The organism is Streptomyces sp. NBC_00028 (genome assembly GCF_045041065.1).
In the GTDB taxonomy this organism is placed as follows: domain Bacteria; phylum Actinomycetota; class Actinomycetes; order Streptomycetales; family Streptomycetaceae; genus Streptomyces.
The window spans coordinates 2386240-2401255 of record NZ_CP108293.1 but is presented as its reverse complement, the minus strand read 5'-3'; the positions used below and the strand labels follow the sequence as shown (position 1 = coordinate 2401255).

General features: G+C 72.2%; 13 protein-coding genes. 4 read left to right on the top strand and 9 right to left on the bottom strand.

Annotated features, from left to right (window positions below):
* Positions 1 to 40: 40 nt before the first annotated feature.
* On the bottom strand, positions 41 to 1069 hold the full coding sequence (locus OG885_RS10665; RefSeq protein WP_405729595.1) for an L-idonate 5-dehydrogenase: 1029 nt from the start codon (positions 1067 to 1069) through the stop codon (positions 41 to 43).
* Positions 1070 to 1086: 17 nt separating this feature from the next.
* Positions 1087 to 1857, bottom strand: coding sequence for an SDR family oxidoreductase (locus OG885_RS10660; RefSeq protein WP_405729592.1), 771 nt, complete (start codon positions 1855 to 1857; stop codon positions 1087 to 1089).
* 55 nt (positions 1858 to 1912) lie between these two features.
* Here OG885_RS10660 and OG885_RS10655 point away from each other — a divergent pair, with 55 nt between their 5' ends.
* Positions 1913 to 2707 (top strand): IclR family transcriptional regulator, encoded by a 795-nt coding sequence (locus OG885_RS10655; RefSeq protein ID WP_405729589.1) that lies wholly within the window; start codon positions 1913 to 1915, stop codon positions 2705 to 2707.
* A gap of 772 nt (positions 2708 to 3479) precedes the next feature.
* On the opposite strand, the gene OG885_RS10650 is transcribed toward OG885_RS10655, so the two are convergent.
* Positions 3480 to 4505, bottom strand: a complete 1026-nt coding sequence (locus OG885_RS10650) for an amidohydrolase family protein (RefSeq protein ID WP_405729586.1) — start codon at positions 4503 to 4505, stop codon at positions 3480 to 3482.
* Entirely contained in the window at positions 4502 to 5164 is a 663-nt protein-coding gene (locus tag OG885_RS10645) for a TetR/AcrR family transcriptional regulator (RefSeq protein ID WP_405729583.1), read from the bottom strand. Before OG885_RS10645 ends, OG885_RS10650 begins: the two co-directional genes overlap by 4 nt.
* Positions 5165 to 5269: 105 nt before the next feature.
* Between OG885_RS10645 and OG885_RS10640 the strand changes: the two genes are divergently transcribed.
* From OG885_RS10640 to OG885_RS10630, 3 genes are all read left to right on the top strand, one after another.
* On the top strand, positions 5270 to 6994 hold the full coding sequence (locus tag OG885_RS10640; RefSeq protein WP_405729580.1) for a bifunctional 3-(3-hydroxy-phenyl)propionate/3-hydroxycinnamic acid hydroxylase: 1725 nt from the start codon (positions 5270 to 5272) through the stop codon (positions 6992 to 6994).
* A 73-nt stretch (positions 6995 to 7067) separates the two neighbouring features.
* Positions 7068 to 7937, top strand: a complete 870-nt coding sequence (locus OG885_RS10635) for an alpha/beta fold hydrolase (protein ID WP_405729577.1) — start codon at positions 7068 to 7070, stop codon at positions 7935 to 7937.
* Positions 7934 to 8938 (top strand): VOC family protein, encoded by a 1005-nt coding sequence (locus tag OG885_RS10630; protein ID WP_405729574.1) that lies wholly within the window; start codon positions 7934 to 7936, stop codon positions 8936 to 8938. Before OG885_RS10635 ends, OG885_RS10630 begins: the two co-directional genes overlap by 4 nt.
* 12 nt (positions 8939 to 8950) lie before the next feature.
* On the opposite strand, the gene OG885_RS10625 is transcribed toward OG885_RS10630, so the two are convergent.
* The 5 genes from OG885_RS10625 to OG885_RS10605 form a co-directional block, all read right to left on the bottom strand.
* Positions 8951 to 9580, bottom strand: coding sequence for a TetR/AcrR family transcriptional regulator (locus tag OG885_RS10625; RefSeq protein ID WP_405729571.1), 630 nt, complete (start codon positions 9578 to 9580; stop codon positions 8951 to 8953).
* Between the two features lie 68 nt (positions 9581 to 9648).
* On the bottom strand, positions 9649 to 10641 hold the full coding sequence (meaB, locus tag OG885_RS10620; RefSeq protein ID WP_405729568.1) for a methylmalonyl Co-A mutase-associated GTPase MeaB: 993 nt from the start codon (positions 10639 to 10641) through the stop codon (positions 9649 to 9651).
* Entirely contained in the window at positions 10638 to 12812 is a 2175-nt protein-coding gene (gene scpA, locus OG885_RS10615) for a methylmalonyl-CoA mutase (RefSeq protein ID WP_405729565.1), read from the bottom strand. The genes meaB and scpA overlap by 4 nt, the downstream gene beginning before the upstream one ends.
* Positions 12809 to 14611: a methylmalonyl-CoA mutase family protein gene (locus OG885_RS10610; protein ID WP_405729562.1), complete on the bottom strand. Its 1803-nt coding sequence runs from the start codon at positions 14609 to 14611 to the stop codon at positions 12809 to 12811. The genes scpA and OG885_RS10610 overlap by 4 nt, the downstream gene beginning before the upstream one ends.
* A 102-nt stretch (positions 14612 to 14713) precedes the next feature.
* Positions 14714 to 14977: a GlsB/YeaQ/YmgE family stress response membrane protein gene (locus tag OG885_RS10605; RefSeq protein WP_399951321.1), complete on the bottom strand. Its 264-nt coding sequence runs from the start codon at positions 14975 to 14977 to the stop codon at positions 14714 to 14716.
* Positions 14978 to 15016 lie beyond the last annotated feature (39 nt).

Below are 15016 nucleotides of genomic sequence, written 5' to 3'. Positions count from 1 at the left end.
CCCGCCACAACTGCTCGGCTGTGAGCGGATGTTCGGCCGGTCAGGACCCCGACAGGTCCAGCAGCACCTTGGACGCGGCCCTCCGGTCCTGGGCGGTGGCGAACGCGGTGACGGAGTCCGCCAGTGGGAAGGTGTGCGTGACCACCGGGTCCACGGGCAGGCCCTCGGCCAGCAGGGCGAGCGCCTCGTCGAACTCGGTGTCGAAGCGGAAGGCGCCCCGCAGTTCGAGTTCACGGGTGACCGCGACATTGCCCAACAGGCCGATCTCGCCCGGCGGGAGCAGCCCGAGCAGGACGACGACGCCGCCGCGGTGGACGCGCTCGACGCAGGTCCGCAGTCCCGCCGGGGCGCCGGACGCCTCGATCGCGAGGTCGAAGTCGCCTGCCCAGGCCGGGTCTTCGGGCCGGTCCGCCCGTGCTGTCGCCGTGGCGCCGACGGCGGTCGCGATGCGCAGCGGCTCGTCGAAGAGGTCGCTGACGACCACCTCGGCGGCGCCGCGGTGCCGCAACGCGGCCACCACCAGGCAGCCGATCGGCCCGGCGCCGGTCACGAGGACCCGTCTGCCGCGCACCTCGCCCGCCCGGTTGACGGCGTGCAGCGCCACCGACAGCGGCTCGGCGAGGACGGCCCGCCGCAGGTCGAGGCCCGGCGGCAGTGCGCGGATCTGTTCGGCGGGCACGGTGATCGTCTCGGCGAACCCGCCCTGGACGTGCGGGGAATGGGCGGCGCTGCCGAGGTAGCGGGTGCGGGCGCAGATGTTGCGCCGACCGCCGGTGCACTCGGCGCAGCTGCCGCAGGGTGTGGCGGGGTGGACCGCGACGGGCGTACCGGGCGGCGGGCCGTCGGTGCCGGGGCCGAGGGCGGCGACCCGGCCGACCACCTCGTGGCCCAGCACCATGGGCTCGCGCAGGGCGAAGTCCCCCACCCGGCCCTGCTGGTAGTAGTGCAGGTCGCTGCCGCAGATCCCGCCGAGGGCGACGGCGACCGCGATCTCGCCGGCGCCGGGACCGTCGTACGGCCGTTCCTCGACCCGGAGATCACCGGCTCCGTGGACGACACAGGCGTGCATGAGGGTTCCCTTCGGGGTTACAGGACGGAGAGCATGCCGCCGTCGACGTACACGAGCTGTCCGTTGACGAAGTCGGAGGCGGGGGAGGAGAGGAAGAGCAGGGCGCCGACGAGGTCCTCGACCTTGCCCCAGCGGCCGGCGGGGGTGCGGCCGCGGACCCAGGCGCTGAACTCCTCGTCGGCGACCAGGGCGGAGGTCAGCTCGGTGTCGAAGTAGCCGGGGCCGATGCCGTTGACCTGGATGCCGTGCGGGCCGAGGTCGGCGCACATGCCCTTGGTGAGCATCTTCAGGCCGCCCTTGGTGGCGGAGTAGGGCGCGATACCGGGGCGGACCGCCTCGCTCTGCAGCGAGCAGATGTTGACGATCTTGCCGTGGCCGCGCGGCACCATGCGCCGGGCGACCTCGCGGCCGACGAGGAAGGCGCTGGTGAGGTTGGTGTCCAGCAGGCCGTGCCAGTCCTCGTCGGTGAAGTCGAGGAAGGGGGCGCGGCGTTGGGCGCCGGTGTTGTTGACCAGGATGTCGATCGGTCCGGCGCGGTCCTCGACGCGGGCGACGGCGTCCGCGACCGCGGCGGAGTCGGTGACGTCGAAGGTCTCGGTGCGGACCCGGTCGCCGAACGTCTCGGCGAGTTCCTTGCGGGCGGCCTCCAGGGCGACGGGGTCACGGCCGTTGAGGACGACGGTGCAGCCGGCCTCCAGCAGTCCCGTGGCCAGGGCCCGGCCGATGCCACGGCTCGAACCGGTGACCAGGGCCACCTTGCCGGTGACGTCGAAGAGAGGGTGACTCATTCGCTGTTTTTCCATTCAGTGGAAAACATATCCACTCAATGGTAATCTGCGAGGTATGAGTGCCACCAGTGAGGGGCCGACCGGGATGCCCTCCGATGTGCCGGCCGATGTCGTGGGCCGGGCGATCCGGCTGCTCGTCCTGGTCGGCGAGCATCCGCACGGCATCACGCTGTCCGAGCTGTCCCGGGCCAGCGGCGTCGCCGTCAGCACCGTGCACCGGCTGGTCAACTCCCTGTGCCGGGAGGGCCTGGTGGAGTTCGAGACCGCGGGCAAGCGCTACAAGCCCGGGCTCCGGTTGTTCCAGCTCGGCCAGCAGGCGGGCCAGGTCTACGGATTCGCCGGCACCGCGCTGCCCGTGATGCAGCGGGTGACGCGGCAGACCGAGGAAGCCACGCTGATGTCCGTCCTCGACGGCACCCGCCATCTGTACGTGCACTACGTGGACGGCCCCCTGCCGGTCGGCGTCCGCAGTGACCCCGGCCGCCACGGCCCGCTGCACTGCACCTCGATGGGCAAGGTCCTCATGGCCTTCGCGCCCGACGACGTCCGCGAGGACCTCCTCGACCGCGTCGAACTCACCCCGCACGGCCCCCGGAGCATCACCGACCGCGACGTCCTGCGCGAGGAGGTCGCCCGCGCGGCCGGACGCGGTTACGCCACGGCCGACGAGGAACACCACGCGGGCCTCCGCGCCGTCGCCGTCCCCATCCTCCGCCCGGACGGCACACTCTTCGCCGCCCTCTCCACCGCCGCCCCGGCCTTCCGCCGCACCATGACGGACATGACCGCGCTGGTGCCGGTGCTGCGCGCGGCGGCGGACGAGCTGGGGGTACGGCTGCCGGGGCGGTGACCCTGGGCCCGGCGAACTGGCCGTCCGCGCTGCTGGCCGTCCCGCCAGCCGGCTGTCGCGTCAGCCCGGCTGGGCGTCAGTTCGCCGCCCGCCGACTCGTGAGCCCGGCCTTCTGCCGCACCATGACGGACATGACCGCGATGGTGCGGGCGCTGCGCGCGGCGGCGGACGAACTGGGAATACGACTGCCTGCGCGGCGCCCCTCAGGCCATCGAGCCCGCCAGCCGACCGTGCCGCCGGCCGGCTGCCGCGTCAGCCCGGCTGGGCGTCAGTTCGCCGCCCGCCGACTCGTGAGCCCGGCCTTCTGCCGACCATGGCGGACACAACCGCGATGGTGCGGGTGCTGCGCGCGGCGGCGGACGAGCTGAGAATACGACTGCCTGCGCGGCGCCCCTCAGGCCATCGAGCCCGCCAGCCGACCGTGCCGCCGGCCGGCCGTGCCACCCGGCTGGCGGTGCCGCCGGCCGGCCGTGCCGGCAGTCGCCGGCTCGTCAGCCCGCAGTTCCGGCAGCTCATCAACGCGCCAACCCGCCGGTCCGTCGGCCGACCGGCCCCGGCAAGCCCACTGGCCGACCGACCCACAGGTCCGCCAACCCGCCGGTCCGTCGCCCCACCGGCCTGCCAGCCCACGGGCGCGTCGACCCACCGACCCACCGCCCGGCCGACCCACCGCCCGGCCGGCCCACCGCCCGGCCGGCCCACCGCCCCGCCGGCCCACGGGCGCGTCGACTCACCGGCCCCCGGTCCATCGACGTGCCCATCGGACTGTCTCTCACTTCGTCCCGGGATTCACCAGCCGGAAGAAGAAGCGCGCGCCAGCGCGTTGCGCGGACCGGCGTAGGTTCCGCGACGGCGCCGGTGCGGGTGTGCCGCCCAGGCGGGGGAAGAGGGGTAGGGCGTTGGTGCGGTTGATGGCGGCCAGGGTGGTGGGGGCGAGCTCGGTGTCCAGGGCGGTCGCGAAGTACTGGCCCGCGATCGACGGGGCGAAGGGCCAGTCGCTGCCGAACAGGACATGTCCGGGGCGGGCGAAGGCGAGCAGCGTGGGCAGGGCGGCCGGGCTGGAGGACAGCGCGGTGTCGAAGTAGAAGGAGCGGAAGTCGTCCAGGACGTCCAGCGGGCTGCGCCCGGTCTCGCCCGCGATGGTGACGGCCATGCGATGGGAGGCGTACGGCACGAAGCCGCCCGCGTGGCTGAGGATGAACCGGATGTCCGGGTAGGTACGGACGACGCCGTTGCGGACGAGGAGGAAGGCGGCCCGCGTGGTGTCCAGGAGGAAGTCCGCGGCGAACGGCGGGATCCCCTCGACGGCGGGTGCCGGAAGGTCGGCCGGGTGCACGAAGACGACGGCGCCCCGGTCGTTGAGCGCCCGCCACAGGGCGTCCTGGCCGGGCGCGCCCAGATAGGTGCCCCGGTTGTTGGCCAGGAGGGTCACCCCGTCGGCGCCCAGTTCGTCCAGGGCACGCACGGCCTCCGCGGCCGAGGCGGCGGCGTCCGGCATCGGGACGGTGGCGAACCAGCCGAACCGCTCGGGAAGGCCGGCCGCGTACTCGTTGAGCCGGCGGGCGAGGTCGGCGGCCTCGGCCGGGTCGGTGAGGAAGCCGGCGCCGGGGGTGGAGACGGACACGACGGCGGTGTCGGTGCCCAGCAGGTCCAGCTGCTCCAGCGCCGCCTCCGCACTCCAGTCCGGCAGGGCACGGCCACCGGCCTCGGCGATGCCCGCCTTGGTGAGCAGGTCGCGGTAGAAGGGCGGGATCAGATGGTGGTGGACGTCGATACGGCGGGGTGAGTCGGCAGTCATGCGGATCGCTTTCTGAGGGGGCTCAGGGGAGTCGGAAGGGCTTCACCGGGGCGCGCCGCCAGCCGGGCCGCCGCGTCGAACACGAGCCGCGCGTGCAGCTCGAACATCGTCCGCAGGTCGACGGCACCGCCGTTGATCTCCCGGTGCACGAACAGACCGTCGGCACCGGCCACCGTGTAGGTGGTCAGGGTCTGCACGGCGGCCTCGTCGAGGTCCGGGAAAAGGCCGCGGACGTCGTCGGCGATCCGCCGCCGGGCGGTCTCACGGACCTGGAGGAACACCGTCCGCCCGCGCGGCTCGGCGGGCCGCCGTTCCAGGGCGAGCATCAGACCGAGCCGCAGAAAGTCCGGCGCGGCCAGCAACGACTCCGCCACGTTCCGGGCCATGACCAGCACCCGCTCCAGCGGCGTCCCCGTCGTCTCGTCCGGCAGCCGCACGGCCGCCAGCCAGGCCTCGAAGCTGCGCTCGATGACCGCCGCGATCAGGTCGTCCTTGTGCTCGAAGTGCCAGTAGATCGAGCTGGCGGGCAGCCCGCACTTGGCGCTGACGGCCGCGATGGACGTGCCCTCGTAGCCGCGCTCGCCCGCGATCTCCACGGCCGCGTCGAGGATCCGCTCCCGCGACTCCACGCCGTTCGCCCGCTTGACGCGCCTGGTCATGAAGGTGTCCCTCCTGCGCCGCGGCCTCTTGACCGTCTTCGACCACCACCTTACCGTAGCGAGCATTCCAATTGGAATAAGCGTTACAGCAACGAGGTGGTCCGGGTGAGCGAAGACAGTGACAGCACGTACGACGTGGCGGTGATCGGCTACGGGCCGACCGGCGTCACCGCCGCGAACCTGCTGGGTGCGGCGGGTCTCAGGGTCGTCGTCCTGGAACGGGACTCCGAGGTCTACTCCCGCGCCCGGGCCATCTCCACGGACGAGGAGGTCGTACGGATCTGGCAGCGCGCCGGCCTCGCCGACCGGCTCAAGCGGGACATGCTGGCCGAGCGCCCGCTCGACTTCGTCGACGCCCGCGGCCGGGCCTTCCTCAGCGCCTGCCCGACCCCGCGCGGCCACGGCCATCCGCCACAGATGTTCCTCTACCAGCCCGCGCTGGAGCAGGTCCTGCGCGAGGGCGTCGAGCGCTACCCGAACGTGGAGGTGCGGCTGCGCCACGAGTGTCTGCGCCTGCGCCAGGAGGCGGACGGCGTGGAGCTCACCGTGGTGTCCAGCGACGACGACTCCGTACGACGCCTGCGCGCGCGGTACGTCATCGCGGCCGACGGCGGCTCCAGCCTGACCCGCGCCCAGCTCAACGTCGGCTACGAGGGGCGGACGTACGAGGACCGCTGGGTCGTCGTCGACACCGAGATGCTCAAGCCCTGGCCCGACCACGACCGGCTCCGCTTCCGCTGCGACCCGGAGCGGCCCGCCGTCGACTGCCCGACCCCGCTGGGCCACCACCGCTGGGAGTTCCCGATCCTCCCCGGGGACGACGAGCAGCGCCTGACCACCGACGACGCCATCCACGCGATGGTCGCCAAGTACGGCATCGGCCGGGACCAGATCAGGATCCTGCGCGCCACCGTCTACAGCCACCACGTCCGCTTCGCCGCCCGCTTCCGCGTCGGCCGGGTCTTCCTCGCCGGCGACGCGGCCCACGCGATGCCGCCGTGGATCGGACAGGGCATGGCCGCCGGCGTACGGGACGTGGCGAACCTGTGCTGGAAGCTGGACGCGGTGCTCCGCGGCGAGCTGCCCGAGTCGGTGCTCGACAGCTACGAGACCGAGCGCAAACCCCATGTCAGGGAGGTCACCCGACGGGCCGTCCTCGTCGGGCGCATCATCACCGAACGGCGCCGCCCGGTCACCCGCGTCCGCGACACCGTCCTCCCGCTCCTGAACCGGGTCCAGCGCCTGAGCGACTGGCTGACCGACTCCAACTGGATACCGGTCGCCCACTACGCCGACGGTCTCCAGGCCCGCCCCCGCACCAAGGCCACGGGGCATCAGATCCCGCAGCCCTGGGTGACCGGCGCCGACGGGGAGCGCGTACGCCTGGACGACGCCCTAGGCGGCCGGTGGCTGCTGGTGCACCTCGGGCGGCCGACCCCGCAGCCGGCCTGGGACCGCCTCGGCGTTCCGTCGCTGGCCGTCCTGCCGGTGGGCGCGCGTCCGGCCGAGGGCGCGGTCGTCGACAGTGACGGCGTCCTGCTGCCCTGGCTGACCGCGCACCGCGCGGCAGCCGTCGCCCTGCGCCCCGACGCCTACGTCTACGGCGCGGCGGCCGCCGGGGACCGCCTCCCGCCCCCGCCCGCCGGGTTCACCCCCGTCACCCGCCCGCCGGGTTCACCCCCGTCACCCGCCCGGCCGCGAGGACCCGATGAACACGCACCCCCTCACCGGCCCGATCGCGAGCACCCGATGAACACGCACCCCGTCACCAACAGGCACCCCCTCACCAACAGGCACCCCCTCACCGGCCCGATCGCGAGCACCCGATGAACACGCACCCCGTCACCAACAGGCACCCCCTCACCAACAGGAACCCCCTCGCCCGCCCGATCACGAGGACCCGATGAGCACACATACCGCCCTCCCGCCCCTTGAGGAGTCCCTCCTCGACGTCGGCGGCCGGCAGATCTTCGTCGCCGCGGCCGGACCGGCCGACGCCCCGCCCGTCCTCCTGCTGCACGGCGGCGGTCCCGGCGCCTCCGGCGTCTCCAACTACTCCCGCAACATCGCCGAGTTGGCCAAGGAGTACCGGGTCGTCGTCCCCGACCTGCCCGGTTACGGCCGCAGCAGCAAGGGCATCGACCGCACCGACCCGTTCGGCGCCCTCGCCACCGGCATCCGCGGCGTACTGGACCAACTGGGCCTGGACAAGGCGCACTTCGTCGGCAACTCCTACGGCGGTGCCTGCGCCCTGCGGCTCGCCCTGGACACCCCCGACCGGGTCGACCGCATGGTCCTCATGGGCCCCGGCGGCATCGGCACCACCCGCGCGCTGCCCACGCCCGGCCTCAACTCCCTGCTCAACTACTACGGCGGGGAGGGCCCTTCACGGCTGAAGCTGGAGAAGTTCATCCGTCAGTACCTCGTCTTCAACGCGGCCGACGTCCCCGACGGCGTCATCGACGCCCGCTACCGGGACAGCCTCGACCCCGAGGTCGTGGCGGCCCCGCCGCTGCGGCGGCCGAAGTCGCTCAAGGCGCTGTGGAAGACGGACTTCACGCGCGACAGGCGGCTGTCCCGGCTGCCGGTGCCGACCCTCGTCCTGTGGGGTGCCGCCGACCGGGTCAACCGGCCCTCCGGCGGCCGGATGCTGGCCGACCGGCTGCCCAACGGCGACCTCTACCTGGTCGCCAACACCGGGCACTGGGTGCAGTGGGAACGCGCCGACCTCTTCAACCGTCTCTGCGCCGACTTCCTGGCAGGCCGCCGATGAGCACCGAGTCCGTGTTCGGAGCCGTCCACCTCGGCTACCTCGTCATCGAGACCGACCGCTTCACCGACTGGCGCCGCTTCGGCACCGACGCCATCGGCATGCACCACGACGCCCTCTCACGTGACGTCATGCGCTTCCGCCTCGACGACCAGGAGTGCCGCTTCCTGCTCCGGCGCGGCCCCGCCGAGGACGTCGTCGCCACCGGCTGGCATATCGACGACCACGCCTCCTTCGAACGGATCGAGGCCCGGGTACGCGCCCACGGCGTCCCCTGTACCGAGGGTTCCGCCGAGGAGGCCGCCCTGCGCGGCGTCGAACGCCTTCTGCGCTTCCCCGGCCCCAAGGGCATCACCCAGGAGATCTACACCACCCCGGTCGTCTCGTCCGAGCCGCTGCGCATGCTCTCCTCCGGCTGGGTCACCGGCGACTCCGGCATGGGCCATGTCGCGATCACCTCCGCCAGACCGGCCCGGCTGCGCGGCTACTTCGACACCGTCTTCGACGCCCGGCTCACCGACTACATCGACGAGACCATCAGCGGCGTCAAGCTCAAGATCCGTTTCCTGCGCGTCAACGAGCGTCACCACTCCATCGCCATCGCCGCCGTCCGCGGCCTGCCCATCGACCCGGTCCGCACTCGCGTCCAGCACCTCAACATCCAGGCCGAGAGCCTGGACGACCTGGCGCGCAGCTACGACCGCGTGGGCGAACTCGGCTTCGACATGGCCCTGTCGGTGGGGCAGCACACCAACGACAAGGAGCTCTCCTACTACGCCCGCACCCCCTCGGGCTTCGAGTGGGAGGTCGGCTGGAACCCCCTCGTCGTCGACGAGGCGACCTGGCAGCCCGCCACCCACCAGGGCATCAGCGTCTGGGGCCACACCCCGGTCGGCCGGACGATCGTCGACAAGCTGGAGCAGTTCCGCCGCGGCGGCCTCTCCCTGGCCCGCCGTGAGGACACGGTGCCCGCCCTCAGCGGCGCCGGCGTCCCCGACGACTGAGACCGGACGCCGTCATCGCGCGGCGGCCGCCATACGCGCCGCCGCGTCGAACACCAGCCGCGCGTGCAGCTCGAACATCGCCACCAGGTCCACGGACTCGCCATGGATCTCCCGGTGCACGAACAGCCCGTCGGCGCCGGCGATCGCGTACGTCGTGAGGGTCTGCACGTCCCCTTCGGCGAGCTGGGGGAACACCGTGCGGACGACGTCCGCGATCCGCTGCCGGGAGATGTCCCTGACCTGGAGGAACACCGTCCGCCCGCGCGGCTCGGCGGGCCGCCTTTCCAGGGCGAGCATCAGGCCGAGCCGCAGGAAGTCCGGCGCGTCGATCAGGGACTTCGCCACGTTCGCCGCCATGGCGGTGACCCGCTCCAGCGGCGTGCCCGCGTCCTCCCCGGGCAGCTCCACGGCCGCCAGCCAGGTCTCGAAGCTGCGCTCGATGACCGCCGCGATCAGGTCGTCCTTGTCCTTGAAGTGCCAGTAGATCGAGCTCGCCGGCAGCCCGCACTTCTCCCGCACGGCCGCGATGGACGTGCCCTCGTAGCCGCGCTCACCCGCGATCTCCACGGCCGCGTCGAGAATCCGGCGCCGGGACTCCACCCCGTTGGCACGCTGCTTCCGCTCGGGGTTCGCGCTGGTCATGAGTGGGTCTCTCCGGTTCGTACGGGGTTTCGTACGACCATTCTGGCGCAGGCCAGAGGGCTGGGCCCTCAGTCCTCTGTGGGCGTACGGCTCCCGAAGGCCTTCAGGATCCGCTCGGCGGCCAGGGTGGCCGTCAACTCGCCCTCCCTGACCCGCTGTTCGAGGCCGGGAGCGACGGCGCGCACCGCCGGGTCGGCGTTCAGCCGGTCCAGGAGCTCGTCGCGGACCATGCTCCAGGTCCAGGCGATCTGCTGGTCGCGCCGCTTCGCGGTGAGGCGGCCGGTGGAGTCCAGCAGGGTGCGGTGCTGTTCGATCCGCTCCCAGACCGTGTCGAGGCCGGTCGACTCACGGGCGCTGCAACTGAGCACCGGCGGCGCCCAGAAGGCGTCCTTGCCGTGCATGAGGCGCAGCGCGCCGGCCAACTCGCGTGCGGCTGCTTGCGCGTCGCGCTCGTGCGGGCCGTCCGCCTTGTTCACGGCGATCACGTCGGCGAGCTCCAGGACGCCCTTCTTGATGCCCTGGAGCTGGTCACCGGTACGGGCCAGGGTCAGCAGCAGGAAGGTGTCGACCATGTTGGCGACCGTGGTCTCCGACTGGCCGACGCCGACGGTCTCCACCAGGATCACGTCGTAGCCCGCGGCCTCCATCACGACGATCGACTCACGGGTCGCCTTGGCCACGCCGCCCAGCGTGCCCGCGGTGGGGGAGGGGCGCACGAAGGCCGCCGGGTCGACGGCCAGGCGCTCCATACGGGTCTTGTCGCCGAGGATCGAGCCGCCGGTCCGGGTGGAGGACGGGTCCACCGCGAGGACCGCGACCCGATGGCCGAGGCCAGTCAGCAGGGTGCCGAACGCGTCGATGAAGGTGGACTTGCCGACGCCGGGCACCCCGCTGATCCCGATCCGCCGCGACCGGCCGCTGTGCGGGAGCAGCTCGGTGAGCAACTCCTGTGCCAGTACCCGGTGTTGGGGTCGGGTGGACTCGACGAGCGTGATGGCGCGCGCGATGATCGCCCGCTTCCCGTCGAGCACGCCCTTCACATACGCGTCGACATCGATCACAGGGCGTGCCCGAGGTCCGACGACAGTCGCTTCACCAGGTCGTGGGCCGCGTCCGGGATCACCGTCCCGGGCGGGAACACGGCCGCGGCGCCCATCTCAAGGAGGGTCGGCACGTCCTGCGGCGGGATCACCCCGCCGACGACGATCATGATGTCGTCGCGCCCCTCCTCGGCCAGCGCCTCCTTCAGCGCCGGTACGAGGGTGAGATGACCGGCCGCAAGGGACGACACCCCGACGATGTGCACGTCCGCCTCGACGGCCTGCCGGGCCACCTCGGCCGGGGTCTGGAACAGCGGGCCGACGTCGACGTCGAAGCCCAGGTCGGCGAAGGCGGTCGCGATGACCTTCTGACCGCGGTCATGGCCGTCCTGGCCCATCTTGGCGACCAGGATGCGCGGGCGCCGGCCCTCCGCCTCCTCGAAGGCATCGACCAGGGCGCGGGTGCGGTCCACGGACGGGGACTCCCCTGCTTCGTTGCGGTACACGCCGGAGATCGTACGGATCTGGCTCGCGTGCCGGCCGTACACCTTCTCCAGGGCGTCGGAGATCTCACCGACCGTCGCCTTCGCGCGGGCCGCGTGCACGGCCAGCTCCAGCAGGTTGCCCTCACCGCCCGCCGCGCGGGTCAGCGCGTCGAGGGCGTCCTGGCAGGCCCGCTCGTCACGCTCGGCGCGCAGCCGGCGCAGCTTCTCGATCTGCTGGGCGCGCACGGAGGAGTTGTCGACCTTGAGGACGTCGATCGCCTCGTCGTTCTCCACCCGGTACTTGTTCACGCCGATCACCGGCTGGCGGCCGGAGTCGATGCGGGCCTGGGTGCGGGCCGCGGCCTCCTCGATGCGCAGCTTCGGGATGCCGGCGTCGATGGCCTTGGCCATGCCGCCGGCCGCCTCGACCTCCTGGATGTGCTGCCAGGCCTTGCGCGCGAGGTCGTAGGTCAGCTTCTCCACGTACGCGCTGCCGCCCCACGGGTCGATGACCCGGGTGGTGCCCGACTCCTGCTGGAGGAGCAGCTGGGTGTTGCGGGCGATGCGCGCGGAGAAGTCGGTGGGCAGCGCGAGCGCCTCGTCGAGGGCGTTGGTGTGCAGCGACTGCGTGTGGCCCTGCGTGGCCGCCATCGCCTCCACGCACGTGCGCGTCACGTTGTTGAAGACGTCCTGCGCGGTCAGTGACCAGCCCGAGGTCTGCGAATGGGTGCGCAGGGAAAGGGACTTGGTGTTCTTCGGCTCGAACTGCCTGACCAGCTTCGCCCACAGCAGGCGGGCCGCGCGCAGCTTGGCGACCTCCATGAAGAAGTTCATGCCGATCGCCCAGAAGAACGACAGCCGGGGCGCGAACGCGTCGACGTCCAGGCCCGCTTCACGCCCCGCGCGGATGTACTCCACACCGTCCGCGAGGGTGTACGCCAGCTCCAGGTCGGCCGTCGCACCCGCCTCCTGGATGTGATAGCCGGAGATCGAGATGGAGTTGTACCGCGGCATCCGCTGCGAGGTGTACGCGAAGATGTCGGAGATGATCCGCATCGACGGCGACGGCGGATAGATGTAGGTGTTGCGGACCATGAACTCCTTGAGGATGTCGTTCTGGATGGTCCCGGCCAACTTCTCGGGCGGTACGCCCTGTTCCTCGGCGGCGACGATGTACAGCGCGAGCACCGGCAGCACGGCGCCGTTCATCGTCATCGACACGGTCATCCTGTCCAGCGGGATGCCGTCGAAGAGCTGACGCATGTCGTAGATCGAGTCGATGGCCACGCCCGCCATGCCGACATCACCCGTCACGCGCGGGTGGTCACTGTCGTAACCCCGGTGCGTGGGCAGGTCGAAGGCGATCGACAACCCCTTCTGTCCGGCCGCGAGATTGCGGCGGTAGAAGGCGTTGGACTCCTCGGCCGTGGAGAAACCCGCGTACTGGCGGATCGTCCAGGGCTGGTTGACGTACATCGTCGGGTACGGGCCGCGCAGATACGGCGCGACGCCCGGACGCGTGTCCAGGAAGTCCAGGCCCTCCAGGTCCTGCCCGGTGTAGAGCGGCTTGACCGGGATGCCCTCGGGCGTCTCCCAGAGCAGGTCGTCGCCGTCACCGGCGTTCTTGACGGCCGCCTGCCAGTCGTCGGCGGTGCCGGTGGCGGCCGGGGTTCCGAGTTCGATCCCGGAGAAGTCGGGGACGGTCATCGGGAGACCCCCAAGCGGTCGAGAGCGTCGGTCAGTACGGAGACGGCGTCGCAGCCGGCGAAGACATAGGAGTCCACGCCCGCGTACTCCGCCGGGCGGCCGGCGAGGGAGACATGCGTGGCACCCGCCGCGCGCAGCTCCCGGGCGGTGTCCTCGGCCTGCTCCGCGTACAGCGCGTCACTGGAGCACAGGCACACCTCGGTGGCACCGCTGTCCGCGAAGGTGCCCTCGGTGACGGCCTCGATGCCGCCCGCCTGGAAGAGGTTCGCGGCGAACGTCAGCCGTGCGGTGTGGGCGGCGGCCGGGCCGAGCGCGGCAAGGAAGACGCGGGGCCGGCTGCCGGTGGCGGCCAGGTGGGCGTCGGAGCGGGCGCGGAGCTCCTCGTAGGCCTCGTCGCGGCGCACCCGGGGCAGTCCGCCGGTCAGCGGCTCGGGCGCGGGCTCGCGCACGACCGGCTTCTCGGCCAGATGCGGGAACTCGCTGACGCCGGTGATCGGTTCACGTCGCTTGGCGAGCTTCTTGGAGCGCTCCGCCCAGGTAGTCGCCAGGTCGGTGCGCAGCCGGCCCGAGCGCAGGACGGCCGCCTGACCGCCGTCCCGCTCGATCGTGCGGAAGAACTCCCAGCCCGCGTGGGCGAGTTCGTCGGTCAGCCGCTCCACGTACCAGGAGCCGCCCGCCGGGTCGATCACCCGGGCGAGGTGGGACTCCTCGATGAGGACCGTGGAGGTGTTGCGGGCGATACGGCGGGCGAACGCGTCCGGCAGCCCCAGCTCCTGGTCGAAGGGGAGCACCGTCACCGCGTCGGCGCCACCGGCACCGGCGGCCAGCGTGGCGATCGTGGCCCGCAGCATGTTCACCCACGGGTCGCGGCGCGTCATCATCACCGGCGAGGTGACCGCGTGCTGCACCTGGGCGCCCGCCTTCGGCACCCCGCACACCTCCGCGACCCGCGCCCACAGCCGGCGCGCGGCGCGCAGCTTGGCGATGGTCAGGAACTGGTCGGCGGTCGCCGCGTAGCGGAACTCCAGCTGGTCGCAGGCCTGTTCGGCACTGAGCCCGGCCTCGGTGAGCGTGCGCAGATAGGCGACGCCGGTCGCCAGTGAGGCGCCCAGCTCCTGCGCGGCCGAACCGCCGGCCTCGTGGTACGGCAGCGCGTCCACGGTCAGGGCGCGCAGTCCGGGGTGGCGCCCGACGAGCTTCAGCACGGGTGCGAGGTCGTACGACCGCCCGGTGCGGGCCTCGAAGCCCAGCGGGTCGGCGCCGAGGTTGCCGCGCACGGCGTCGGGGGCGACGCCGCGCTCCTCGTACACCTTGAAGAGTTCGAGTGCGGCGGCCTCGGTCTCGGCGCCCGCGTCGAGGACGACGGGCGCGAGGTCGAGATAGACGCCGTCGAGGACCCGGCTCAGTTCGGAGACCTGGATGCCGCTGCCCTCGCCGAGCGGCAGCCACACCGAGGTGACGCCGTTCTCCAGGTCGGTCAGGACCGCCTGGCCGTCGGCCGTCGCGTGCCGCTGGCGCACGTCCCAGCCGCCGACCGTGTTGCCCGCGGCCCGGCCGCCGCGGACGAACGGGGCGAAGCCGGGGAGGCCGGGGTCGGGTGCGGCGTCGCGCGCGGTGTACAGGGGGCGGGCGCCGAGCCCGTCCTCGAGCACGGTGGCCAGAGCATCCTCCGCCGCCGTGTCCGAGACCTCCTTGCCCGACTTGCGCAGCACCCCGGCTACGAGGTGTTGCCATTGTTCGTGTGTCGTGTCAGGGAACTCGGCGGCCAGCGCGAGCCCGTCGTCAGGCAGGACCGTCATGCTCGGATGCTAGGGCAGATCACTGAAGTTCCAGCAGAGCGCAGGCCTGTGACCTTGTTCTCGCTCGGAATGTGACCTGGCGCACTGGCCCGCCGTCACCCCTCACCGACGCAGTTTGACCTTGCTGATCGCGACCACGCCGAGGGCGGCGAGGGCGATCTGGATGAGCCACTCGACCCAGTCGACACCCTTGGTGTCGGCCACGTCCAGGCCGGAGGCGATGCCGGTTCCGATGAACGCGGCGACGATGCCGATCACGATCGTCCACAGGACGCCGATGCGCTGCCGGCCCGGGACGACGAGCCGGCCGAGGACACCGATCACGATGCCGATGACGATGGCGCTGATGACGCCGGAAATCTCCATGAGCGGTCTGCCACCCCTCAGTCGTTGGTGACATACGAG